The 22,608-nt window shown below is 73.3% G+C and carries 19 protein-coding genes; 14 read left to right on the forward strand and 5 right to left on the reverse strand.

Annotated elements, in window-relative coordinates; genetic code table 11:
* The 4 genes from nirB (at position 1) to AB0M93_RS43105 (ending at position 4,703) form a co-directional block, all read left to right on the forward strand.
* Complete coding sequence (gene nirB / locus AB0M93_RS43090; RefSeq protein WP_364285622.1) at positions 1–2,508, forward strand: nitrite reductase large subunit NirB; 2,508 nt, start codon at positions 1–3, stop codon at positions 2,506–2,508.
* Positions 2,505–2,849 carry a nitrite reductase small subunit NirD gene (gene nirD, locus AB0M93_RS43095; RefSeq protein ID WP_364285624.1) on the forward strand — a complete coding sequence of 115 codons (345 nt, stop codon included), beginning with the start codon at positions 2,505–2,507 and terminating at the stop codon, positions 2,847–2,849. Before nirB ends, nirD begins: the two co-directional genes overlap by 4 nt.
* Positions 2,846–3,949, forward strand: a complete 1,104-nt coding sequence (locus tag AB0M93_RS43100) for a uroporphyrinogen-III synthase (RefSeq protein WP_364285626.1) — start codon at positions 2,846–2,848, stop codon at positions 3,947–3,949. The genes nirD and AB0M93_RS43100 overlap by 4 nt, the downstream gene beginning before the upstream one ends.
* 91 nt (positions 3,950–4,040) lie before the next feature.
* Positions 4,041–4,703, forward strand: coding sequence for a DUF4097 family beta strand repeat-containing protein (locus AB0M93_RS43105; protein WP_364285628.1), 663 nt, complete (start codon positions 4,041–4,043; stop codon positions 4,701–4,703).
* Between the two features lie 130 nt (positions 4,704–4,833).
* Here the strand turns inward: AB0M93_RS43105 and AB0M93_RS43110 are convergent, their stop codons facing one another.
* On the reverse strand, positions 4,834–5,937 hold the full coding sequence (locus AB0M93_RS43110; protein ID WP_364285630.1) for a crosslink repair DNA glycosylase YcaQ family protein: 1,104 nt from the start codon (positions 5,935–5,937) through the stop codon (positions 4,834–4,836).
* Between the two features lie 9 nt (positions 5,938–5,946).
* Positions 5,947–6,342, reverse strand: a complete 396-nt coding sequence (locus AB0M93_RS43115; protein ID WP_364285632.1) for a DUF3224 domain-containing protein — start codon at positions 6,340–6,342, stop codon at positions 5,947–5,949.
* A gap of 63 nt (positions 6,343–6,405) precedes the next feature.
* On the opposite strand from AB0M93_RS43115, the gene AB0M93_RS43120 reads away from it, so the two are divergent.
* Positions 6,406–7,374 carry a YafY family protein gene (locus tag AB0M93_RS43120; protein WP_364285634.1) on the forward strand — a complete coding sequence of 323 codons (969 nt, stop codon included), beginning with the start codon at positions 6,406–6,408 and terminating at the stop codon, positions 7,372–7,374.
* On the forward strand, positions 7,367–8,176 hold the full coding sequence (locus AB0M93_RS43125) for a uroporphyrinogen-III synthase (protein WP_364285636.1): 810 nt from the start codon (positions 7,367–7,369) through the stop codon (positions 8,174–8,176). The genes AB0M93_RS43120 and AB0M93_RS43125 overlap by 8 nt, the downstream gene beginning before the upstream one ends.
* Positions 8,177–8,182: 6 nt before the next feature.
* On the opposite strand, the gene AB0M93_RS43130 is transcribed toward AB0M93_RS43125, so the two are convergent.
* Complete coding sequence (locus tag AB0M93_RS43130) at positions 8,183–8,503, reverse strand: MGMT family protein (RefSeq protein ID WP_364285638.1); 321 nt, start codon at positions 8,501–8,503, stop codon at positions 8,183–8,185.
* Positions 8,504–8,665: 162 nt separating this feature from the next.
* Here AB0M93_RS43130 and AB0M93_RS43135 point away from each other — a divergent pair, with 162 nt between their 5' ends.
* The gene (locus AB0M93_RS43135; protein WP_364285754.1) at positions 8,666–11,839 is read left to right on the forward strand and encodes an ATP-dependent DNA helicase; all 3,174 of its coding nucleotides are present in this window, start codon (positions 8,666–8,668) and stop codon (positions 11,837–11,839) included.
* A 112-nt stretch (positions 11,840–11,951) separates the two neighbouring features.
* A complete protein-coding gene (locus tag AB0M93_RS43140; RefSeq protein WP_364285640.1) occupies positions 11,952–15,188 on the forward strand; it encodes an ATP-dependent DNA helicase in 3,237 nt (1,078 codons plus the stop codon).
* Positions 15,189–15,356: 168 nt separating this feature from the next.
* On the opposite strand, the gene AB0M93_RS43145 is transcribed toward AB0M93_RS43140, so the two are convergent.
* Complete coding sequence (locus tag AB0M93_RS43145) at positions 15,357–15,725, reverse strand: hypothetical protein (RefSeq protein WP_364285642.1); 369 nt, start codon at positions 15,723–15,725, stop codon at positions 15,357–15,359.
* Positions 15,726–15,804: 79 nt separating this feature from the next.
* Here AB0M93_RS43145 and AB0M93_RS43150 point away from each other — a divergent pair, with 79 nt between their 5' ends.
* Complete coding sequence (locus AB0M93_RS43150; protein ID WP_364285644.1) at positions 15,805–16,884, forward strand: potassium channel family protein; 1,080 nt, start codon at positions 15,805–15,807, stop codon at positions 16,882–16,884.
* Positions 16,885–16,965: 81 nt separating this feature from the next.
* The gene (locus tag AB0M93_RS43155; protein ID WP_364285756.1) at positions 16,966–17,400 is read left to right on the forward strand and encodes a hypothetical protein; all 435 of its coding nucleotides are present in this window, start codon (positions 16,966–16,968) and stop codon (positions 17,398–17,400) included.
* On the opposite strand, the gene AB0M93_RS43160 is transcribed toward AB0M93_RS43155, so the two are convergent.
* Positions 17,393–18,412: a neutral zinc metallopeptidase gene (locus tag AB0M93_RS43160; protein WP_364285758.1), complete on the reverse strand. Its 1,020-nt coding sequence runs from the start codon at positions 18,410–18,412 to the stop codon at positions 17,393–17,395. The genes AB0M93_RS43155 and AB0M93_RS43160 overlap by 8 nt on opposite strands.
* 250 nt (positions 18,413–18,662) lie before the next feature.
* On the opposite strand from AB0M93_RS43160, the gene AB0M93_RS43165 reads away from it, so the two are divergent.
* From AB0M93_RS43165 to AB0M93_RS43180, 4 genes are read left to right on the forward strand one after another with little or no spacing between them, the layout of a single operon-like run.
* Complete coding sequence (locus AB0M93_RS43165; RefSeq protein ID WP_364285646.1) at positions 18,663–19,865, forward strand: hypothetical protein; 1,203 nt, start codon at positions 18,663–18,665, stop codon at positions 19,863–19,865.
* Positions 19,859–20,500: a DUF4129 domain-containing protein gene (locus AB0M93_RS43170; protein ID WP_364285648.1), complete on the forward strand. Its 642-nt coding sequence runs from the start codon at positions 19,859–19,861 to the stop codon at positions 20,498–20,500. Before AB0M93_RS43165 ends, AB0M93_RS43170 begins: the two co-directional genes overlap by 7 nt.
* On the forward strand, positions 20,497–21,639 hold the full coding sequence (locus AB0M93_RS43175) for a DUF4350 domain-containing protein (RefSeq protein WP_364285650.1): 1,143 nt from the start codon (positions 20,497–20,499) through the stop codon (positions 21,637–21,639). The genes AB0M93_RS43170 and AB0M93_RS43175 overlap by 4 nt, the downstream gene beginning before the upstream one ends.
* Positions 21,636–22,607, forward strand: coding sequence for a MoxR family ATPase (locus AB0M93_RS43180; RefSeq protein WP_364285652.1), 972 nt, complete (start codon positions 21,636–21,638; stop codon positions 22,605–22,607). Before AB0M93_RS43175 ends, AB0M93_RS43180 begins: the two co-directional genes overlap by 4 nt.
* The last annotated feature ends 1 nt before the right edge of the window (position 22,608 follow it).

Raw genomic sequence — 22,608 nt, forward strand, 5'->3', positions numbered from 1 at the left:
ATGCCCACCTTGGTCGTCGCCGGACACGGCATGGTCGCCCACCGGCTCGTGGAGGCGGTGCGCGCGGAAGACCCCTCCGGTACCTGGCACATCGTCGTCCTGTGCGAGGAGCCGCGCCCGGCGTACGACCGGGTGGCGCTCACGTCCTACGTGGACACCTGGGACCCGGCCACGCTGGCGCTGCCCGGCTCGGACTACGCGGGTGACTCGCACGTCGACCTGCGGCTCGGCGAGCTGGCGGTCTCGGTGGACCGGTCTTCGAAGACCGTCACCACGGCGTCCGGCGACGTCGTCTCCTACGACGCCCTGGTGCTGGCCACGGGCTCGCGGCCGTTCGTGCCGCCGGTGCCCGGGCACGACTTGGACGGCTGCTTCGTCTACCGGACCATCGAGGACCTCGACGCGATCCGCGCGGCGGCGATCGACAAGCCGGGCCGTGGACGGCGCTCGGCCGTCGTCATCGGTGGTGGCCTGCTCGGCCTGGAGGCCGCGAAGGCGTTGCGCGACATGGGCTTGTCCCCGCACGTCGTCGAGATGGCGCCGCGGCTGATGCCGCTGCAGGTCGACGAGGGCGGCGGCTCGCTGCTGCGGCGGCTCATCACCAACCTGGACGTCACCGTCCACACGGGAACGTCCACCGACGCCATCGAGGCGGACGGCGCTCGCTTGCTGGCCAAGCTGGGCAACGGCACCGAACTCGACGTCGACCTCGTCGTGTTCTCCGCCGGCGTCCGGCCGCGCGACGACCTCGCCCGGCAGTCCGGGTTGGACCTCGGCCCGCGCGGCGGTGTGCTGACCGATTCGTCGTGCCGCACCAGCGACCCGGCGATCTACGCGATCGGCGAGTGCGCCGCGGTCGAGGGCAAGGTTTACGGCATCGTGGCGCCCGGGTACGCGATGGCGGAGATCGTCGCCGCGCAGCTCACCGGCGGCGCCGGGACGTTCCCGGAGCCGGACACGTCCACGAAGCTGAAGCTGATGGGCGTCGACGTCGCTTCCTTCGGCGACGCCCACGCGAAGACCGAGGGCGCTTTGGAAGTCGCCGTCAACGACGCGGTCGCCGGGACGTACAAGAAGCTCGTGGTCACCGACGACGGCAAGACGCTGCTCGGCGGGGTGCTCGTCGGCGACGCCACTGAGTACAACACGCTGCGCGCGCTGGTCGGGCGGCCGCTGCCGGCCGAGCCGGGCGCGATCCTCGCCCCGGCGGGCGGCGGGGCCGCGGTCGGCGTCGACGCGCTGCCCGACGCGGCGCAGATCTGCTCGTGCAACGCGGTGTCCAAGGGCACGATCACGAACGCCATCCACGAGGACGGCTGCGACACCGTCCCCAAGCTCAAGGCGTGCACCCGAGCGGGGACCGCCTGCGGGTCGTGCGTCCCGCTGCTGAGCAAGCTGCTCAGCGCGGCCGGCGTCGAGCAGTCGAAGGCCGTCTGCGAGCACTTCCCGCAGTCGCGCGCCGAGCTGTTCGAGATCGTCCAGGCCACGCAGATCACCACGTTCAGCGAGCTGATCGGCCGGTACGGCTCGGGCAGCGGCTGCGCGATCTGCAAGCCGGCGGTGGCGTCGATCCTGGCGACCCTCGGCAACGGGCACGTGCTCGGCGGCGAGCAGATGACGTTGCAGGACACCAACGACCGGTACCTGGCGAACCTGCAGCGCAACGGCACGTACTCGGTCGTCCCGCGGATCCCCGGCGGCGAGATCACGCCGGACAAGCTGATCGTGATCGGCGAGGTGGCGCGCGACTTCGGGCTGTACACCAAGATCACCGGCGGCCAGCGGATCGACCTGTTCGGTGCCACCGTGGACCAGCTGCCGCTCATCTGGCGCCGGCTCGTCGACGCCGGGTTCGAGTCCGGGCACGCCTACGGCAAGGCGCTGCGGACGGTGAAGTCGTGCGTCGGGTCGACGTGGTGCCGCTACGGCGTGCAGGACAGCGTCGGGCTGGCGATCGAGCTGGAGCTGCGGTACCGCGGCCTGCGGTCGCCGCACAAGCTCAAGGCGGCGGTGTCCGGGTGCGCGCGTGAGTGCGCCGAGGCGCGGAGCAAGGACTTCGGCATCATCGCCACGGAGAACGGCTGGAACCTCTACGTCGGCGGCAACGGCGGCACGACCCCGCGCCACGCCGACCTGCTGGTGTCCGATGTGGACTCCGAGACGCTGATCCGGACCATCGACCGGTTCCTGATGTTCTACGTGCGCACCGCCGACCGGCTGCAGCGGACCGCGCCGTGGATCGAGGAGATGGAAGGCGGCCTCGACCACCTGCGCGCGGTGATCGTCGACGACTCGCTCGGCATCTGCGAAGACCTCGACGCGGCGATGGCCAAGCACGTCGACAACTACGCCGACGAGTGGAAGGGCGTCCTGGAGGACCCGGAGAAGCTGGCCCGCTTCACCTCGTTCGTCAACGCGCCGGGTACGCCCGACCCGGCGATCTCGTTCCGCGAGGAGCGGCAGCAGAAAGTGCCCGTCATGCTCGGAGTGCCGGAGGTGCGTCGATGACTACTTCGATCCAGCGAACCTGGACGGCGGTCTGCCCGGCCGGCGCGGTGCCCGAGCACGCCGGGGTGGCGGCGCTGCTCGACGGCGGCGTGCAGGTGGCGATCTTCCGGCTGCCCGGCGACCGGTTCCACGCTCTGTCGAACTGGGACCCGTGCAGCGGCGCGGCGGTGCTCTCGCGCGGCATCGTCGGCGACGCCGACGGCGTGCCGGTGGTGGCGTCGCCGGTCTACAAGGAACGGTTCGCGCTCGAAACCGGCCAGTGCCTGGACGCTTCCGGCGTTTCGGTGCCGGTGTACGAGGTGCGCGTGCGGGAAGGCGTCGTCGAAGTGGAGAGCCCGTGAGCGATGTGCTCCCACTGGCCGGTTTCGTGATCGGCATCACCGCGGCGCGCCGGGCTGACGAGCTCGGCGCGCTGCTGGTGCGCAAGGGGGCGAGCGTCCGCTACGGCCCGGCGATCCGGATCGTGCCGCTGACGGACGACACCGAGCTGCACGCGGCGACGGCGCGGCTGCTCGAATCGCCGGTGGACGCGGTGGTCGCGACCACCGGCATCGGCTTCCGCGGCTGGCTCGAAGCGGCCGAGGGCTGGGGGCTGGGGGATTCGCTGCTGGCACGGCTGTCCTCGGCGTCGCTGCTGGCCAGGGGGCCGAAGGTCACCGGCGCGCTCCGGGCGGCCGGGCTGTCGGAGGCGTACTCGCCCGCGTCGGAGAGCAACGCGGAGCTGCTGCAGCACCTGCTCTCGTCGGGGGTCGACGGGCTGCGGATCGCGGTGCAGCTGCACGGGGAGCCGCTGCCGTACTTCGTGGACACCCTGCGCGCGGCCGGCGCGGAGGTCATCGAGATTTCGGTGTACCGCTGGGTCGGCCCGGTCGACCCGGGCCCGGTGGACCGGCTCCTGGACGGCGTCCTGGACGGCTCGATCCACGCACTGCCGTTCACGAGTGCCCCGGCGGCGGCGTCGCTCATCGCACTGGCCAAGCGCACGGGCCGGCTGGCGGGGCTCGTTTCGGCGCTGTCCGGCCCGGTGGTGGCGGCGTGCGTGGGCCCGATCACGGCCGGCCCGTTGGCCGCTTTGGGGGTGCCGACGGTCCAGCCGCACCGCGCGCGGATCGGCGCGCTGGCGCGGACGGTGGCGGAGACGCTGGTCGCGCGCTCGCCGCGGCTGCGCGCGGGCGGGCGTTCGATCGAGCTCCGCGGCCAGGCGGCCATCGTGGACGGGGAGTGGCGAGAGGTGGCCCCGGCACCGATGGCGCTGTTGCGCGCGTTGGCGGCGACGCCGGGCCGGGTGGTGTCACGGCGCGAGCTGATCTCGGCGTTGCCGGGGGGCGGCGAGGAGCACGCGGTGGAGACGGCGATCGGCAGGCTGCGCACGTCGCTGGGGGGCGGGAAGGTGGTCCAGACGGTGGTGAAGCGGGGATACCGGCTGGCTGTCGACGTCTGACGGCGTGTCAGCGGCCGTGTCAGTGCGGTGGCCTTCCGGTGTCAGCGGGACCGGCGAAGGTGGTCTCACACCACCTACCGAGGAGATCCCGATGCAGAACTTCACCACCCCCGCCCCGATCGCCACCGTTCTCCACATCCCCGCCGGCCGCGTCCGGTTCGCCGCCTCGCCCCGTGAGGACACGGTCGTCCAGGTGCTCCCCGCCGACCCGGCGAAGAGCCGCGACGTGAAGGCGGCTTCGCAGGCCGAGGTGGCCTTCGACGACGGCGTCCTGCGCATCTCGCTCGAGGCGAAGAACCAGTACTTCGGCCCGTCCGGTGCGGTGGACGTCACCGTCGAGCTGCCCGCCGGTTCATCGGTCGACGTCACGGCCGCCAGCGTCGAGCTGCGCGGCGTCGGCCGGCTCGGCGGCGTCACCGTCGAGGGCGCCCACGGCGAGGTGGTCTTCGACGAGGCCGCGGGCCTGCGCCTGAAGTCCCACGCGGGCGACGTCTCGGTCGGCCGGCTGACCGGCTCGGCGGAGATCACCACCGGAAAGGGCGACATCCGCATCGCCGAGGCGTCGGCGGGCAACCTGGTCCTGAGCACCCAGGCGGGCAACATCACGGTCGGCGCGGCCCCGGGCGTCTCGGCCTCCCTCGACGCGGGCACGACGTACGGCCGGATCAGCAACGCGCTGAAGAACGAGGGCACGGTGGGGTTGACCATCCGGGCGACCACGTCCTACGGCGACATCGACGCCCACAGCGTGTGAGGCGGGCAGCGCCGTCCGCGGGGACCGTTCCGGACGGTCCTCGCGGACCGGTGCCGGCCGGCTTCGGCGCCCGGAATTGTCGGTGCCTTCCGGTAATGTGGATTACGGGGGGTGCCCCCGCGGGCCGGGGTCAGCCTGCCCAGGTGACCGCGTGCTTCTCGAACCCCCGCGCGGCCGCCACCCGGGCCGCTTCGGCTTCCGCTTCCTCGCGGACCGCCGGGCGCAGCGGGTCGAACGCCGTCAGCGTGAACGTCAGCTTCGCGCCGCTGCCCTTCGTGCGCCACGTGCCCGCGATGTCGCCGTCCGCCAGGAGGACCCCCGGGTTGCCCAGCATCTTCCAGACTTCCTTGCGCCGCGCCGGGTCCGGGACCAGCAACGCCTTGTCGCGGGCCTGGATGAACGGGTCCAGCGGGGGCAGCAGCCGCACCAGTTCCGGCTCCGGCGGGTTCTCCAGCGCCTTGAGGCGATCCGCCGGCAAGTAGCGGGTCTTGCCCTCGACCTCCACCGAAGCCAGGTCCGCCGGCCACGTCCGGTCCACCACCGCGCGGGCCGTGCCCGCGTGCTCCGCCGCTTCGCCCGGGGACGCCGGGCCGTTGAGCCGCAGGTACCGCTCGATCACCGCCGTCGCCGCCGCCGGGTCCGGCGTCTTCCGCAGCCGGCCGCGGCCCTCCAGCGGCGCCAGCGTCGCCGGGGACGCCCCCGCCACCAGGCGGACGCCGGCGTGCGGGGTCGCGATGCGCATCAGCTGCTCCTGGATGTGCGTCGCGTTGCAACCCCGGCACCACCGCGAGAACGACGGCGGCAGCACCTTCGTGACCGCCGCCGAAGCCGCGCCCTTCGTCATCGGTTCCGTGACGACCTTGCGGAGCGCGGCGGCCGCCGTGAAGACCACCTCGGTCGCGGGCAGCCCGGTCGCCGCCATTTCCTTGCGCTGCCACAGCATCCGCGCCTGCGCGTCCGCGTCGTCCAGCGGGATCAGCGCCCGGATCGCCTCGGACAGGTCCGAGCGCAGGTGGTAGTGCGGCGCGCCGCGCAACGTCCAGGCCAGGACGAGCCGTTCGTCGTCCTCGGGGGACACCGGGCCGTCGAGCCGGGCGGCGAGGGCGAGCAACGCGGTGTCGCGCATGCTGTCCTGCAGCCCGGCCCGGACGACGGCGAGGTCGGCGACGTCCTTCGCCGAGCGGTGCAGGCCGTGCTCGGCGATGCGGTAGGCGAGTACCTGACGGCGGTCCACTTGCAGCTCCTAGAACGTGTACTCGAACGTGTAGGCCACCTTGTCCTCGCCCATGGCGCCCCCGGCGGTGCCGCTGCCGGTGATCCCGGCCAGCTCGCCGGTGCCGGAGCCGGGGACGACGGCGAACGTCGAGGCGATGCCCTTGGCGTCGAACGTGTACTCGTGACGCACGATGAACGTCCCTTCGCGACCGTCGACTTTGCCCTCGAAGCGCTCGAAGCACGGCGACGTCGTCTGGCCACTGTCGTACCCTTCGCCCGCGTAGTACAGCAGAAGGTCGCAGATCGACTCACCCTCGATGACGCCTTCATACGCGAACGTGGCGTGCGCGTACGCCACCCGCGGGCCGCCCTCGACGCCGCTGAGGATCTTTTCTTCCCAGTTCTTCGTCGTGAATCCGTTCATGGGGATCACCCTGCCGGGCATACCTGTCAGCTTGTGTCAGGTATTTCTGCCAGAATTCGAGGCATGCGCGCCAGCCGTCTCCTGTCCGTCCTCCTGCTGCTGCAGAACCGCGGCCGGATGACGGCCGAGGAGCTGGCCGAAGAGCTCGAGGTCTCGGTGCGGACGGTCTACCGGGACATCGACGCGCTCTCGGCGTCCGGCGTCCCGGTGTACGCCGACCGCGGCCGCACCGGCGGCTACCGGCTGGTCGACGGCTACCGCACCCGGCTCACCGGGATGACCGAGGAAGAGGCCCAGTCGCTGTCGCTGGCCGGCCTGCCCGTGGCGGCGGCCGAGCTGGGCCTCGGCACGGTGCTGGCGGCCGCGCAGCTCAAGCTGTACGCCGCGCTGCCTGCCGAGCTGCGCGACCGCGCCGGGCGCGTCGCCGAGCGGTTCTACCTGGACGTCCCCGGCTGGCACCGCGGCATCGAAAGCCTGCCGGCGCTGTCGGCGATCGCCGACGCCGTGTGGTCGTCGCACCGGATCCGGATCCGCTACGAACGGTGGGGGCAGCGGGTCGTCGAACGGGACGTCGAGCCGCTGGGGCTGATCCTCAAGGCGGGCAACTGGTACCTGGCGGCCCGCTGCGACGGCACGGACCGGACGTACCGGATTTCGCGGGTGCTGGAGCTGACCGACCTCGGCGAGACGTTCGAGCGGCCGGCCGGGTTCGACCTCGCGCGGTACTGGCAGGAGTGGTCCGAGCAGTTCGAACGCCGGATGTACCCGCGCGTCGCGGTGGTGCGGCTTTCGCCGCGGGCCCAGGCTCTCGTACCGTTCTACGCAGGTTCTGTCGGCGCCCGCGCCCTGCGCGAGTGTCCGAACGAGCCCGACGCGGACGGCTGGCTCACCGTGGAGCTGCCGGTGGAGCCGGGCGAACCGGCCATCGGCGAGCTGCTGCGCTTCGGGCCGCACCTGGAGGTCCTCGAACCGGCGGACCTGCGGGCGGAGCTGGCGGAAGCGATCGAGGAGATGGGCGCGTTCTATGGGTGAGCTGAGCGGCATCGCGATCGGCGTCACGGCGGAGCGCCGGGCCGGCGAATTCATCACGGCCCTCGAGCGCTACGGCGCCGAGGTCCGGCACGCTCCGACGATCACCATCGTGCCCCTGGATGCCGACCCCCAGCTGCACGAGGCCACCCTGAAGCTGGTGATGTCGCCGGTCGACATCACGGTCGTCACCACGGGCGCGGGCTTCCGCGGCTGGCTGGACGCGGCCGAGGGCTGGGGCCTGCGGCCGCAGTTGCTGGACCACCTGCGGGAGTCGCGGATCTACGCCCGCGGCCCGAAGGCGGTGGGTGCGGTCCGCGGCGCCGGCCTGCGGGAGACGTTCTCGGCCGCGTCGGAGTCGAACGCCGAGCTGTTCGAGGCCGTCGCTTCGGCGGGCGTGCTCGGGCAGCGGACGGCGGTCCAGCTGCACGGGACACCGCTGCCGGAGTTGACCGCGCCGCTGGTGGAAGCCGGCGCCTGGCTGACCGAGGTGCAGCCGTACCGGTGGACCTCGCCGCCGGACGTGACCCCGGTGCACGAGCTGATCGACGCGCTCGTGGCGGGCGAGCTGGACGCACTGGCGTTCACCAGCGCCCCGGCGGCGGCGAACTTCCTGACGCTGGCCCGGTCGTACGGGCGCTACGACGAGGTGCTCGCCGTGCTGCGCGGCCCGCTGGTGGTGGCGTGCGTGGGGCCGGTGACGGCCGCGCCGCTGGCGGCGGCGGGCGTCGAGACGCTGCAGCCGGACCGCCAGCGCCTGGGCGCGCTGGTGAAGCTGCTGGTCACGAAGCTGGGCAAGGAGTAGCCCGGCCTAGAACAACGACCCCTCGGCTTCCTCCTCTCCGTCCGGTTTCCACCGGTACTTCCGCAGGTCCACGCGCTGCCCGTCGGCCAGCACGCCCTCCGCCCGCAGCCGCTCCAGCTGGTCGTGGACCAGGTGCGGCGCCGGGGTGCCGTTCGCGCGCAGGATCCGGTGCCACGGCAGGTCGTGCCCGTCCTCGGCCAGGATCGCGCCGACCATCCGCGGCGACGGCGCCCCGGCGAGGGCCGCGATGTCGCCGTACGTCGCCACCGTGCCGGCCGGCACCGACTCGATGATTTCCCGCACGCGCTCGTGCAGAACGTCGTCCATACCGACACTGTGCCGTACGGGTACGACACTTTCCGCAGCCGTCCGCCGCACCGGGAGCGTCCTTCGCCGTTGTCAAGCGTGCCGGTGCACCACCCGGGGGACCGGGCGTGGTTCCATCGCGGGGTGAACGGGAGGCGAACGGCGCAGGCGAACGCGCGGCTGGTGCGCACGCCGGTCACCGCCACACCCTCGTTCACCTGGGACGAAGGCGCCCGGCGGCTGCTCTCCGCGCCCGGCGGGTTCCGCCGCGTGCTCGGCGGCCCCGGCACCGGCAAGACCGCGCTGCTGGCCTCGGCCGCGACCCGCCGCATCGCCGAGGGCGCCGACCCCGAGAGCGTGCTCGTGCTCACCACGTCCCGCCGGTCCGCCGACGCGCTGCGCGCCGACATCACGCGGCGGCTCACCGCCGATCCCGAGCTCGCGCGGCCGCTGCCCCGGACCGTCCGCGAGCCGCTCGTGCGCACCGTGCACTCCTACGCCTACTCGCTGCTGCGGCTGGAGGCGATGGCCGGCGAGCTCCCGCCGCCGCGGCTGCTCGCCGGTGCCGAACAGGACGTCGTCGTCCGCGAGCTCCTGGCCGGTGACCTCGACGAAGAGGCCGGGTACTGGCCCGAGCAGCTGCGGCCCGCCCTGGTGGTCCCCGGGTTCGCCGAAGAGCTGCGTGACCTGCTGATGCGCGCGGCCGAGCGCGGGCTGGGCCCCGAGGACCTCGCCGAGCTGGGCCGCCGCCGCGGGCGCGAGGAGTGGATCGCCGCCGGGCAGTTCTGGGCGCAGTACGAAGAGGTCACGCAGCTGCAGGGCGCCGGCGGCAACGCCCTGGGCGTGGCCAGCGCGGCTGCCCTGGACGCCGCCGAGCTCGTCACCTCCGCCCTGCTGGCCCTGGAGGACGACGACGAGCTGCGCGAACGCGAGCGCACCCGCGTCCGGCACCTGTTCGTCGACGACGCCCACCACCTCGACCCGCTGCAGACCAGCCTGGTCCGGGTGATCGGGCACACCGCGGCCGAGTTCGTCGTGGCCGGCGACCCCGACCAGAACGTGTTCTCCTTCCGCGGCGCCGACGCGCGGCTGTTCGCCGACGCCGACCCGGACGGCAGCCGGACCGTCACGCTCACCACGGCCCACCGGCTCGCCCCGGCCGTGCGGCTGGCGGTGGCCAAGATCGGCGCGACGCTCCCGGGCGCGTCACCGCACCGCAAGATCGTCCCGCCGAAGGGCGCGACGGGCGGCAACGTCCGTGTGCGCGTGATGCCGACCCCGGCCGCCGAGGCGAGCTGGATCGCCGACCAGCTCCGCCGCGCGCACCTCGTCGACGGCGTGCCGTGGTCGGAGATCGCGGTGCTCGTCCGGTCGCCGGCGCGGACTTTCCTCGTCCTGCAACGCGCGTTGCGCGCCGCCGGCGTCCCGATCGGCTCGGCGACCGAGGAACTGCCGCTGGCCAAGCAGCCCGCGGTGCGGCCGCTGCTGGCCGTGCTGAAGCTCGCGCCCGCGCCGGACCTGCTCGACGTCGACCTCGCCGAAATGCTGTTGTCGTCGGCGCTCGGCGGCGCGGACCCGCTGGCGCTGCGGCGGTTGCGGCGCGGCCTGCGCCGGCTCGAACTGGCCGGCGGCGGCCAGCGGTCGAGCGACGAACTGCTCGTGGAAGCGCTGCGCGGCGGCGACATCCTCGCCGGGCTGGCCGACGCCGAAGCCGAGCCCGTGCGGCGCGTCGGCGGGCTGCTGCGCGTCACGCACCAGGCCGTGGCCCGCGGCGAGGGTGTCGAGCAGGTGCTGTGGCAGCTGTGGCGGGAAAGCGGGCTGCAGGAGAAGCTGCTGAAGCAGGTCGAGCGCGGCGGCTCGCTGGGCGCGCAGGCCGATCGCGACCTCGACGCCGTCGTGGCGTTGTTCGACGCCGCGGGCCGGTACGTCGACCGCCTGCCGCGTGCGAGCGTCGCGTCTTTCGCGGATTACCTTGGTGCGCAACGGATCGCGGGCGACACGCTGGCACCGGCGGCCGTGCCGTCCGACGGTGTCTCGCTGCTCACCGCGCACGCCGCCGCCGGTCGCGAGTGGACGGTCGTCGCCGTCGCCGGTGTCCAGGAAGGCGCCTGGCCGGACCTGCGGCTGCGCGGATCCGTGCTGGGCGTGGAGCGGCTCAAGGACCTCATGGCCGGCGTCGACGACGACGCCGTCTCCCAGACCGCGCCGATCCTCGCCGAGGAGCGGCGCCTGTTCTACCTCGCGATGAGCCGGGCGAAGCAGACACTGCTGGTCACGGCGGTGTCGGGGGAGGACGAGCAGCCGTCCCGGTTCCTCGACGACCTGGAGGAGAACGGCGCCGACGACGGCGGGCTCGACTCGCGGATGAAGCCGCCGGGCCGGTCGCTGGTGCTCGCCGAGCTGGTCGGCGAGCTGCGCGAGGTCGTCTGCGACGACAAGGCGGAGCCGGCCCGCCGTCGCCGCGCGGCGAAGCAGCTGGCGCGCTTGGCCGACGCGAAGGTGCCGGGCGCGCACCCGTCGACGTGGTACGGCCTGCTCCCGGCGTCCAGCGACGAGCCGGTGCACCCGCCGGGCGACCTCATCCGGATCTCACCGTCCACAGTGGAAATCCTGACGAAGTGCCCGCTGCGCTGGATGATCGAGCGCCACGGCGGCAGCGACCCGGCGCAGCTGGCGGCAGTGACGGGAACACTGGTGCACGGGCTCGCCCAGGCCGTGGCGTCCGGCAGCACCGACGCGGAGCTGCAGGCGGCGCTGGACGAGGCATGGGTGCGCGTCGACGCCGGGGCGCCGTGGTTCTCCCGGCGTGAACGGCGCCGGGTCGAGCAGATGCTGCGCAACTTCACGACGTGGCTGGAGCAGAGCCGGGCGGAGCTCAAGGAAGCGGGCGTCGAGCAGGACATCGAGGTCGAGCTGCCGGCGGGGGGTGCGGACGAGGTCCGGGTGCTGCTGCGCGGCCGCGTCGACCGGGTGGAGCTCGACGCCGAGGGGCGGCCGGTGATCGTCGACATCAAGACGGGCAAGGTCCCGGTGTCCGGCGCGGACGCCGAGGCGCACCCGCAGCTGGCGGCGTACCAGCTGGCGGTGCTGCTGGGCGCGATCGAGGGCCGCACCGAGGCCGGCGGCGCGCGGCTGGTGTACGTGGCGAAGGCCAACAACAAGACGGGATCGACCGAGCGGTCCCAGCCACCGATGGACGAGGTGGCCGGCAAGCAGTGGCTGGAGCTGGTGCAGAAGGCGGCGGCCTCGGCGGCCGGGCCGGACTACCAGGCGCAGGAAAACCCGGACTGCGACCGGTGCCCGGCCCGTGGCTGCTGCCCGCTCCGGCCGGAGGGGCGGCAGGTGCCGGGACCGTGAACTATCTGGTGAGTTCGTTCGGTGGTGCGGGGAAGCGTGCGCGGGCCGGGGTTGTGGACTATCTGGTGAGTTCGTTGGCCGTGGCCGGGCCAGGCCTTGGCGGAGTGCGTCCGTGAGCCCGCTCCTCGTCGCCAACCCCGTCGAGCCCGCCGAACTCGCCGATGCGCTCGGGCTGCACCGGCCGACGCCCGAGCAGGCCACCGTCATCGCCGCGCCCGTCGAACCGTCGCTCGTCGTCGCCGGCGCCGGGGCCGGGAAGACCGAAACCATGGCCGCGCGGGTCGTCTGGCTCGTCGCCAACGGGATCGTCAGCCCCGACCGCGTCCTCGGCCTCACCTTCACCCGCAAGGCCGCGCGCCAGCTCGGCGAACGCGTCCGGGCGCGGCTGCGGCGGCTCGCCGGGTCCGGGCTGCTCGACCGGCTGGACCCCACCGGCGGGCTGCGGTCCACTGTGGTCGCCGGCGAGCCGACCGTCCTGACCTACCACGCCTACGCCGGGCGCCTGCTGTCCGAACACGGCCTTCGCCTGCCGGTCCAGCCCGGGGTGCGGCTGCTGTCGGAGACGTCGTCGTGGCAGATCGCGCACCGCGTGGTGTCCACTTGGGACAACGAGCTCGACACCGACCGCGTCCCGCCGACCGTGACCGCCGACCTCCTCGCCCTGGCCGGGGAACTGGGCGAGCACCTCGTCTCGACCGAGCAGCTCGCCGAGTACACGACCTGGCTGTGCCGCGTCATCGAAAACGCGCCGCGCGCCAAGGGGCAGCGGGCCGCGCTGCCGCAGAAACTCACCGAAATCATGGCGGCGCAGCACTTCCGGCTCGCGCTGCTGCCGCTCGTCGACGACTACCACCGCCGCAAACGCAACGAAGGGGCGCTGGACTTCGCCGACCAGATGTCGCTGGCCGCCCAGCTGGCGGGCGGGTACCCGTCGGTCGTGCGCGGAGAGCGGGAGCGCTACGGCGCCGTGCTGCTCGACGAATACCAGGACACCGGGCACGCCCAGCGCGTGCTGTTGCGGGCGCTCTTCGGCGGCGTCGAAAACCCGCCGATGCCGGTGACCGCGGTCGGCGACCCGGCGCAGGCCATCTACGGCTGGCGCGGCGCCAGCGCGGCCAACCTGCCCCGGTTCACCACGGACTTCCCGCGCTTCGACGGCGAACGGCTCGTCCCCGCGCACGAATTCGGGCTGCTGACCAGCTTCCGCAACCCGCCGGAAATCCTGGACCTCGCCAACGCCATCGCCGAACCGCTGCGGGCCGGTGGCCTCGGCGTCGAACGGCTGCGGGCGCGCGAAGGCGCCGGAGCCGCGGACATCGCGTGCGCGCTGCTGCCGGACATCCGCGCCGAACGCGAGTGGGTCGCCGAGGCCGTCGCGCGGCGCTGGTACGCCCACCAGGAGGGCACCGGCAAGCCGCCGACCGCCGCGGTGCTCGTGCGGCGCCGCGCCGACATGGCCCCGATCGCCGCCGAGCTGCGGGCCCGCGGGCTGCCGGTCGAAGTCGTCGGGCTCGGCGGGCTGCTGGACGAGCCCGAGGTCGCGGACCTCGTTTCGACGCTGAAGGTGCTCGCGGACCCGCTGTCCGGCAGCGCGGCGGCCCGGCTGCTGACCGGGGCGCGCTGGCGGCTCGCGGCCGCCGACGTCGCCGCGCTGTGGCGGCGGGCCGGCGAGCTCTCCAGCCCGGAAAAGGCGGACACCCCGGAGCTGGTCGCCGAGCGCGTCGAGCAGGCCGGGCTGATCGACGCCATCGACGAGCCGGGCGATCCGGCGCGGTACTCGGAAGAGGGGTACAAGCGCATCCGGCGGATCGGCTGGGAGCTGGCCGCGCTGCGGCGGCGGCTCGACCAGTCGCTGCCGGAGCTCGTCGCCGACGTCGAACGCACGATGCTGCTGGACGTCGAATCGCTGGCCCGGCCCGGATCCGCGGGGCGGGCGCACCTGGACGCGTTCGCGGAAGTCGTCACCGACTACGCCGAGACGGCACCGACGGCGACCCTGCTGTCCTTTGTGGACTATCTGAACACGGCCGCGCACGCCGAGGACGGGCTCACCCCGGGCGAGGTCGAGGTCGTGCCGGACCGGGTGCAGGTGCTGACCGTGCACTCGGCGAAGGGCCTCGAATGGGAGGTCGTCGCCGTGCCGCACCTGGTGCACGAGGTCTTCCCCGGGCGGCGGCGGTCGTCGTCGTGGCTGCGGACCGCGACCTCGCTGCCGGCCGCGTTGCGGGGAGACGCCCAGGATCTGCCCACATTGGACATCGCGGAGGGGTACGACCGCAAGGAAGTCCAAGAAGGACTGGAGCTGCACGAAGCCGGGTTCGTCGAGCGGGAACAGGCGGAGGAACGGCGGCTCTGCTACGTCGCGCTGACGCGGTCCGAGCACGCGCTGGTCGTCTCCGGGCACTGGTGGAACGAGAGCAGCAGCCGGGCCAAGGGACCGTCGGAGTTCCTCACCGAGATCGCGGACGTCCTGCGCGAGACCGGCGCCGGGCAGCTCGCCGAGTGGGCGCCGGAACCTGCCAAGGACGACGAAAACCCGCTGGTGTCGGACTCACGGGCGGCGCGCTGGCCGGTCGACCCCCTCGCCGACCGCCGCACCGGCGTGCAGACCGGCGTGGAGCTCGTCTCAGAGGCGCTCGCTGCCGCCGAACCTTCCGACGAAGAGGACGACGACCCCGACGGCTGGGTGACCGACACCGACGTCCTGCTGGAGGAGTGGGCGCGCAAGGACGACCACGTCAAGCGCGTCCCGCTGCCCTCGCGGCTTTCGGTGAGCCAGCTGGTCGCCCTGGCCGACGACGCCGCCCGGCTCGCCGGCGACCTGCGCCGGCCGCTGCCGGTGGAACCCAACAGCTTCGCCCGCCGCGGCACGGAGTTCCACGGCTGGCTGGAGCGTCGCTTCGCGGGCGACCAGCTCATCGAGATCGACGACCTCCCGGGCGCGGCCGACTTCGGCGAAGCCCCCGACGCGGACTTCGAGGAACTGCAGGCGGAGTTCGAGAAGAGCGAGTGGGCGGCGCGGGTCCCGGTGGCGGTGGAGGTGACGTTCTCGGCCGACGTCGAAGGCATCACCCTGCGCGGCCGCATGGACGCGGTCTTCGCCGACCCCGACGGCGGCTGGACGGTGGTCGACTGGAAGACCGGCGCGGTCCCCCCGGAGTCCCGCATCCCGGCGCTGTCGGTCCAGCTGGCGGCGTACCGCATGGCATGGGCGGCACTGAAGGAGGTCCCGGTCGAGCAGGTCCGCGCGGCGTTCCACTACGTCCGCGCGAACCGCACGATCCGCCCAGCCGACCTCCTGGACCCGCAAGCCCTCCGCAACCTCCTCCGCAACCTCCCCGAGGCGTGACCCGCAAGTCGACACGCGTGATTGCGAAGTCGACACGCGTGATTGAGAGGTCGACACGCGTGATTCGGGGGACGACACGCCGGGTTGCGGGGCCGAGCCGCCGTGTCGACCCTTCAATCACGCGAGTTGACCCTTGAATCACGCGTGTCGACCGGCTGATCACGCGGGTCAGGCGTTGTCGCGGACCTTCAGGGCCCAGGCGATCAGCGGCCACTGCAGCGGCAGGCGGGCCCAGGCGATCGCGCGGCGAGGGGCCGGGGCCGAGCGGGCGTCCACGGCCATCTTCACGTTGCCCGGGAAGACGCCCAGGAACAGCAGGGCCGCCGCCAGGCCGCCCAGGCGGCGCGTGCGGGGTGCCGCCACCGCCGCCGCGACCGCCAGTTCCGCCACGCCGGACCCGTACGTCCACGCCCGTCGCGACCCCGGCAGCGAGCGCGGGATCAGGCCGTCGAACGGCTTGGGGACGGCGAAGTGCAGGACGCCCATCGTGCCCAGCGCGCCGGCGAGGAAGTGTGCGGGCCGTTGCGAAGATGCCATGGACTCATCGTTTCACGCGGCGGGCGGGTCTCCGGTTCGGCTATCCTCCGGGCGTGAGTGACGCTCGACACCAGCCAGCATGAAAGCCCTGAAGCGGTTGCCGCTGGGCAGTCTCACCGATCGGCCCGATCACGAGCTCGTCGGCATCCTGCGGATGCCGGAGCTGACCGTCAGCCCGCTGCGGTCGATCGTCAAGCGGATCATCGGTGCCCTGCTCGCGCTGCTGGCCACGGTGGTCATCGTCTACGTCGACCGCGACGGCTACCGCGACGCCAACGGCGACGGCCTGTCGCTGCTGGACAGCCTGTACTACGCCACCGTCTCGCTGTCGACCACCGGCTACGGCGACATCGCGCCGGCCACCTCGTCCGCCCGGCTGGTCAACGTCCTGGTGATCACCCCGCTGCGGGTGCTCTTCCTCATCGTCCTGGTCGGGACCACCCTCGAGGTGCTCACCGAGCGCTCCCGGCAGGCGTTCAAGATCCAGAAGTGGAGGACGAAGGTGCGCGACCACACGGTCGTCGTCGGGTTCGGCACCAAGGGCCGGTCCGCCGTCAACGCGCTGCTCGGCGACGAGAACGCCGAACCCGGGCAGATCGTCGTCGTCGACACCGACCAGCAGGCCCTCGACGCGGCGAGCGCGCTCGGCCTCGTCACCGTGCACGGCTCGGCGACCCGGTCCGACGTCCTGCGCGTCGCCGCGGTCCAGCACGCGCGCGCGGTCGTCGTCGCCCCGAACCGCGACGACACGGCGGTGCTCGTCACGCTCACCGCCCGCGAGCTGGCGCCCCAGGCGCACATCGTCGCGTCGGTGCGGGAGGCGGAGAACGTCCACCTGCTCAAGCAGTCGGGCGCCAACCAGGTCGTCGTCTCCAGCGAAACGGCCGGGCGGCTGCTCGGCATGGCGACGTCGACGCCGCTGGTCGTGGACATCATGGAGGACCTGCTCACGCCCGAGTCGGGGCTGGCGATCGCCGAACGGCCGGTCGAGCCGTCCGAAGAGGGCGGTTCGCCGCGGCACCTGTCCGACCTGGTCCTCGGCCTGGTCCGCGACGGCGTCCTGTACCGGGTCGACGCGCCGCAGGCCGACGCCATCGAGCCCGGTGACAAGCTGCTCTACGTCCGGAAGGTGACGCAGGCGGAGAAGATCGAGCGGTGACCAGGCCGCCTGGGTTTCGGCCGCGGAATCTGGAACCATGGCGGCGTGCCCCCGCGATCCCTCGCCCTGAAGTGGCCCACGGTGGCGATCCCGGCCGCGGCGGGCGTGCTCGTCGTGCTCCTCGCCTGGCTCGCCGGGCCCGGGCTGCTGGGCATCAGCAGCAACGCCGTGGGTGCGCCGGTGCAGGCGGAGGTGACCAAACCGGCGTCGTGTGACAAGCCGGACGCGAAGGAAATCGTGCGGTTCACCGTCACCGGGAAGGCCCACGAAGGCACGCTCGACGGCTGCGGGCACGGCCAGGGCGAACGCGTCGAGGTCGCCGTGCCGGAGGCGCTCCCGGACCAGGGCCCGGTCACCGTCACCGCCGCGGACACCTCGCCGGGCGCGTCGGACGCCCGGCGCCCGCTCGGGCTCGCGCTGCTGGTGTTCGCGTGCTTCTCCGGCGGGATGTTCGTCTACCTCTGGCTCAGCATCCCGCTGCGGCCGAAGGCGCCGAAGCCCGCGAAGGTCAGCTGACCTCGGACGACGGCGCCGCGAAGGTGTTGCAGTCGGCGATCCGGTTGCTCGTCGCGCCCGCCCGCCACCACGACGCGTAGTGCGCGTTCGTCCCGTGGTCGTGGCTGCGGGAGGTGTTGTCGCCGCGGGTCTCCTGGTCGTTCCAGGCCTTGTTGTACATGTCGCGGGTGACCGTGCCGCCCTGGTCGACGTGCGCGCCGAGGAACATCCCCGAGAAGCACTGGGCCTGCAGTTCCTTGCGCCGCGAAATCTCGAGCCCGGCCGGGCTGTTCTGCCCCGCCTCGTAGATCTTCTGCCAGGCGGCGTCCATCAGCCCGGCGACCTCCTGGACGTGGTGGCCGTACTCGTGGGCGAACAGGGCCAGGTAGACGCCCGGGTTGTTGCCGTACTGGTCGGTCTGCAGGCCGCGGAACGGGACGTACAGGTTGTTTTCGCAGTAGTACGCGGCGGTCGCGATGCCGACCTGGATGGTGCCGCACTCGGTCTCGAAGCTCGCGCCGGTCGGGAAGTGCAGCGCCGGCGGCGTGAACGGCAGGTGGTAGGCCTCGAGGAACGGGCCCCACGCTGCGTCGAGGCACTTGCTCGCCGCGGTGAAGAACGCTTCCGCGCCTTCCTGCGTGCTCTGCCAGGGCGGCAGCGTGCAGACGCGGTTCTGCAGGCCGGCGTTGGGGTCCTGCAGGATGGGGTGGTCGGCGAGCTTGAGGATCTTCTGCGGGCCGGTCGGGCTGGGCGTCGACAGCTCGGTCGACGGGCTCGACGCCGACGCCGGGGCGCCCGCGCCACCGGGCGGGAGCTGCGAGGGGATGTCCTGGGACGACGGCGCGTCGCGGAAGTTCGCGTTCGCCAGCGGGGTGTCGGTGCGGTTGAGGGCCACGATCGCGACCAGCCCGAGCACCAGCACGGCCACCGCGCCGAGGCACACGCCGATGACGGCGGCCGGGGACCGGCGCTTCGGGACGGCCACGGTGTGGGGGCGGCCGAGCCACGGGAGATCCGGTTGCGCACCCGGCACCGGCGGCGGCTGGACGGTTCCGCGAGGCGGTTCCTGGCCGTAGGGCGGTTGCGTCACTAGGCAGTCCCGAAGGGTCTCGGTACGGACCGGGGGTACCCGATCCCGCCATTCAGCATATCGGGGGAACGGGTCGGCTCGCACCCGTCCGTGCGCACGGTGTCACGGCGACCCGACGTCACCCCAGGTCTGGCCGGGTGCCAGGGGCTCTGAGAGAGTGTTCGCAAGCAGGTACTGCAGGCGAGGGGCTTCGATGACAGACACCGGTGGCGCGCCCGGCGGCGAGGGCGCCGACACGCCGACACCGAGCCAGGGCATCCCCCAGGCTCCGGCCCCCGGATCGGGTGAGCCCAGGCCACCCGAAGATCACGCGCCGTCACTGGCGACGCCGCCGCGAGGCTGGCAGGCGCCGGACACGCAGGCCACGCCGCCGCCCGGCTGGGAAGCGCAAGGCGCGCCGGCCGCGCCGCCGCCGGGCTGGCAGGCGCCGAACCAGCCGCCGAACCAGCCTCCCGCGTACGGCGGGCCCCAGTTCGCGCAGCCGCGCTGGAACCCGCACGGGCTCGGCAAGCCCGGCGTGATCGCGCTGCGCCCGCTGAACGTCGGCGACATCCTCGACGGCGCGATCACCGCGATCCGCCGCCACCCGCTGCTCGTGCTCGGCATCGGCGCGGTGGTGGCGGTGATCAGCGCGGCCATCACGTTCCTCGTCCAGAAGTTCGTGCTCGGCGACCTGGAGAGTTTCGCTTCGACGGTCGAGCTCGGCCCCGCCGCGACCGACGCCGAGCTGCGCAACGCCGTCTTCGGCACGTTCGGCGACGCCGCGATCGCGCTCGTGTCGACCACGCTGGTCTCGACGCTGCTGCTGACCGTCACGACCGGCCTGATGGCCGCGGTGATGGGCCGCGCCGCGCTGGGCCGCGAGGTCACCTTCGCCGTCGCCTGGCGGGATGTGCAGCCCCGGCTGCTGCCGCTGCTCGGCGTCGCGTTCGTCTACGCGCTGCTGACGACCATCGGCGTGATGCTGTGCATCATCCCGGGCGTGGTCGCCTGGGTGTTCTGGGCGCTGGCCGCCCCGGCGCTCGTGCTCGAGCGCGGCACGTTCCGGCAGGCGTTCTCGCGGTCGGTCAAGCTGGTCAGCGGGGCGTTCTGGCGGGTGTTCGGTGTCCTGCTGCTGGCGCAGATCATCCAGTCGTTCTTCGAAAGCATCATCCAGCTGCCGTTCACGCTCGGCAGCGGCGTGTTCGGCCAGATCCTGAACCCGGCCAAGGTGACCGTGCCGAGCACCGGCGACCTGCTGCTGGCTTCGGCCGGGCAGATCATCGGCGGCACCATCGCGATCCCGTTCGTCACGCTGGTCACCGTGATCGTCTACCTCGACCAGCGGATGCGCCGCGAGGGCATGGACATCGAGCTGGCCCGCGCGGCCGGGGTCCAGCCGCCGCAGGCATGGTGACGTTCCGGCTCACTGACGTCCCGGTCGACATCGACCGGGACACCGCCCGGCGCGCGGCGGCCGAAGAGCTGAGCGATCCGAAGTACCAGGACGCCAAGCCGAACGTCCTGCAGCAGGTCGGGCAGTGGCTGGGCGAGCAGCTGGAGAAGCTGCTGAACAGCCTGTCTTCGGGCGTCCCGGGCGGGATCTTCGGGCTGCTGCTGATCGTCGTGCTGCTGATCGCGCTCGTCGTGGTGATCCGGCTGCGGACCGGCAAGGTCGCCCGCGCGGCCCGGGCCGATCGCGTCGTCTTCGGCGGCGCGCGCCGCAGCGCCGCCGACTACCGGCGGTCGGCCGCGGAAGCCGCGGCCGCGGGCCGGTTCGACGACGCCGTGCGCGACCGGTTCCGCGCCGTCGTGCGGGCCCTGGAGGAACGCGCGCTGCTCGACACCCGGTCCGGCCGGACGGCGGACGAGGCCGCGGCCGAGGCGGGCGTGCTGCTGCCGAACGTCGCGGACCGGCTGCGGCAGGGGGCCCGGCTGTTCGACGACGTCCACTACGGCGGCCGCGAAGGCACCGAAGCGGCCTACCAGGCGCTGTCCGAGCTCGACGAACGCTGCCGCCGTGAGCGACCGGTCGCCATGGCGGGCTCGTGACCACCACCGCCGTCTCGCCCGACCTGCGCCGCATCTGGCGTGGTGCTCGCATTCCGCTGGCCCTGGTGGCCCTGGTCTTCGCCGCCGGTGCCGTGCTGCTCCTCGCCCGCGGCGAGCAGACCCACGGCGCCCTCGAACCCGGCTCCTACGAACCCGGCGGCGCGCACGCCCTCGCGCAACTGCTCGACGACCAAGGCGTCGACGTCCGGACGGCGCACACGCTCGCCGAAGCGGACGACGAGATCGGCAAGGACGCGACGCTGCTCGTCACCCAGCCCGACCTGGTTCCGGCGAAGCGGTTCGACGCGCTGCGGGCCGGCGCCGGCGACGTCGTCCTGGTGACGCCGGGAACGCGGACGCTGCACGACTCCTTGCCGCTGGTGCGCGCGGCCGGCCACAACGACGTCGGCACGCTGAGCCCGCAGTGCACGGTCGCCGCGGCGGTCGCGGCGGGCGACGTCACGCTCGGCGGCATCGGGTACGCCTCACCCGGCGCGCGGTCGTGCTACCCCGGCGAGGACGGCGGCGGCACGCTGCTGCAGCTCGCCGACACGGGCGGCACGACGACGCTGCTCGGCTCGCCGGCACCGCTGACCAACGCGCGGCTCGCCGAACAGGGCAACGCGGCGCTGGCGCTGCACCTGCTGGGCGCGCACCCGAAGCTTGTCTGGTACCTGCCGTCGGCGACGGACCCGGCGCTGGACGACACACGCAGGTCGTTCTTCGACCTGATCCCGGACGGCTGGTACTACGGCGCCGCGCAGGTGGGCGTCGCGGTGGCGCTGCTGGCGCTGTGGCGGGCCCGCCGGCTCGGCCCGGTCGTCACCGAGCCGCTGCCGATCGTCGTCCGGGCGGCCGAAACGGCGGAGGGCCGCGCCCGGCTGTACCGGCGCGCGAAAGCCGCCGGCCACGCGGGTGAGACGCTGCGGGAAGCGGCACGGACCCGGCTGCGCACGACGCTGGGCCTGCCGCGCGACGCCGGCGCGCAGGCGCTGGTGACGGCGGTGAGCACGCGGACCGGCCGCCCGGCGAACGACGTCGGGGCGGTCCTCTACGGCCCGCCGGTGCCGGACGACCCGGCGCTGGTCCGGCTGGCGGGCGAACTGGACAGGGTGGAACGAGAGGCGGGGCGAACTTGACCAGCGGTACCGAGAACGCGACCGGGGCCCGCGACGCGCTGATCGCGTTGCGCGCCGAAGTCGGCAAGGCCGTCGTCGGCAACGACGCCGCGGTCACCGGGCTGATCCTGGCCTTGCTCTGCCGGGGGCACGTGCTGCTCGAAGGCGTCCCCGGGGTGGCGAAGACGCTGCTGGTGCGCGCGCTGAGCGCAGCGCTGGACCTGGAGATGACGCGCGTGCAGTTCACGCCGGACCTGATGCCCGGCGACGTCACCGGCTCGATCGTCTACGACGCGCACAGCGGCGAGTTCTCCTTCCGCGAGGGGCCGGTGTTCACGAACCTGCTGCTCGCCGACGAGATCAACCGGACGCCGCCGAAGACGCAGTCGTCGCTGCTGGAGGCGATGGAGGAGCGGCAGGTCTCGATCGACGGCAAGTCCCGGCCGCTGCCGGACCCGTTCATCGTGATCGCCACCCAGAACCCGGTCGAGTACGAAGGCACCTACCCGCTGCCGGAGGCGCAGCTGGACCGGTTCCTGCTCAAGCTGACCATGCCGGCGCCGTCGCGCGAGGACGAGATCGGGATCCTGTGGCGGCACGCGCAGGGCTTCGACCCGCGCAACCTCGCCGCGGCGGGGCTCAAGGCGGTCGCCGGCGCGGCGGAACTCGCGGCCGCGCGCGAAGCCGTGGCCCGGGTGACGGTCGGGCCCGAGGTGATCGGGTACGTCGTCGACCTGTGCCGGGCGACGCGGCAGCTGCCGTCGGTGCGGATCGGCGTTTCTCCCCGTGGCGCCACGGCGTTGCTCGCGGTCGCGCGCGCCTGGGCGTGGCTCGCCGGGCGCGACTACGCGACGCCCGACGACGTCAAGGCGCTCGCCCGGCCGGCGCTGCGGCACCGCCTGGACGTGCGGCCGGAGGCCGAGCTCGAGGGCGTCACCGCGGACGGCGTGCTGGACCGCGTGCTCGCGTCCGTGCCTGTGCCGCGCTGAC

Source organism: Amycolatopsis sp. NPDC051102, from assembly GCF_040682815.1.
Taxonomy (GTDB): Bacteria; Actinomycetota; Actinomycetes; order Mycobacteriales; family Pseudonocardiaceae; genus Amycolatopsis.

Coding starts and splice junctions, on each gene's coding strand:
- nirB (WP_364285622.1), top strand. CDS start 1: ATGCCCACCTTGGTCGTCGCCGGACACGGCATGGTCGCCCACCGGCTC.
- nirD (WP_364285624.1), top strand. CDS start 2,505: ATGACTACTTCGATCCAGCGAACCTGGACGGCGGTCTGCCCGGCCGGC.
- AB0M93_RS43105 (WP_364285628.1), top strand. CDS start 4,041: ATGCAGAACTTCACCACCCCCGCCCCGATCGCCACCGTTCTCCACATC.
- AB0M93_RS43115 (WP_364285632.1), bottom strand. CDS start 6,342: ATGAACGGATTCACGACGAAGAACTGGGAAGAAAAGATCCTCAGCGGC.
- AB0M93_RS43120 (WP_364285634.1), top strand. CDS start 6,406: ATGCGCGCCAGCCGTCTCCTGTCCGTCCTCCTGCTGCTGCAGAACCGC.
- AB0M93_RS43125 (WP_364285636.1), top strand. CDS start 7,367: ATGGGTGAGCTGAGCGGCATCGCGATCGGCGTCACGGCGGAGCGCCGG.
- AB0M93_RS43130 (WP_364285638.1), bottom strand. CDS start 8,503: ATGGACGACGTTCTGCACGAGCGCGTGCGGGAAATCATCGAGTCGGTG.
- AB0M93_RS43145 (WP_364285642.1), bottom strand. CDS start 15,725: ATGGCATCTTCGCAACGGCCCGCACACTTCCTCGCCGGCGCGCTGGGC.
- AB0M93_RS43150 (WP_364285644.1), top strand. CDS start 15,805: ATGAAAGCCCTGAAGCGGTTGCCGCTGGGCAGTCTCACCGATCGGCCC.
- AB0M93_RS43165 (WP_364285646.1), top strand. CDS start 18,663: ATGACAGACACCGGTGGCGCGCCCGGCGGCGAGGGCGCCGACACGCCG.
- AB0M93_RS43170 (WP_364285648.1), top strand. CDS start 19,859: ATGGTGACGTTCCGGCTCACTGACGTCCCGGTCGACATCGACCGGGAC.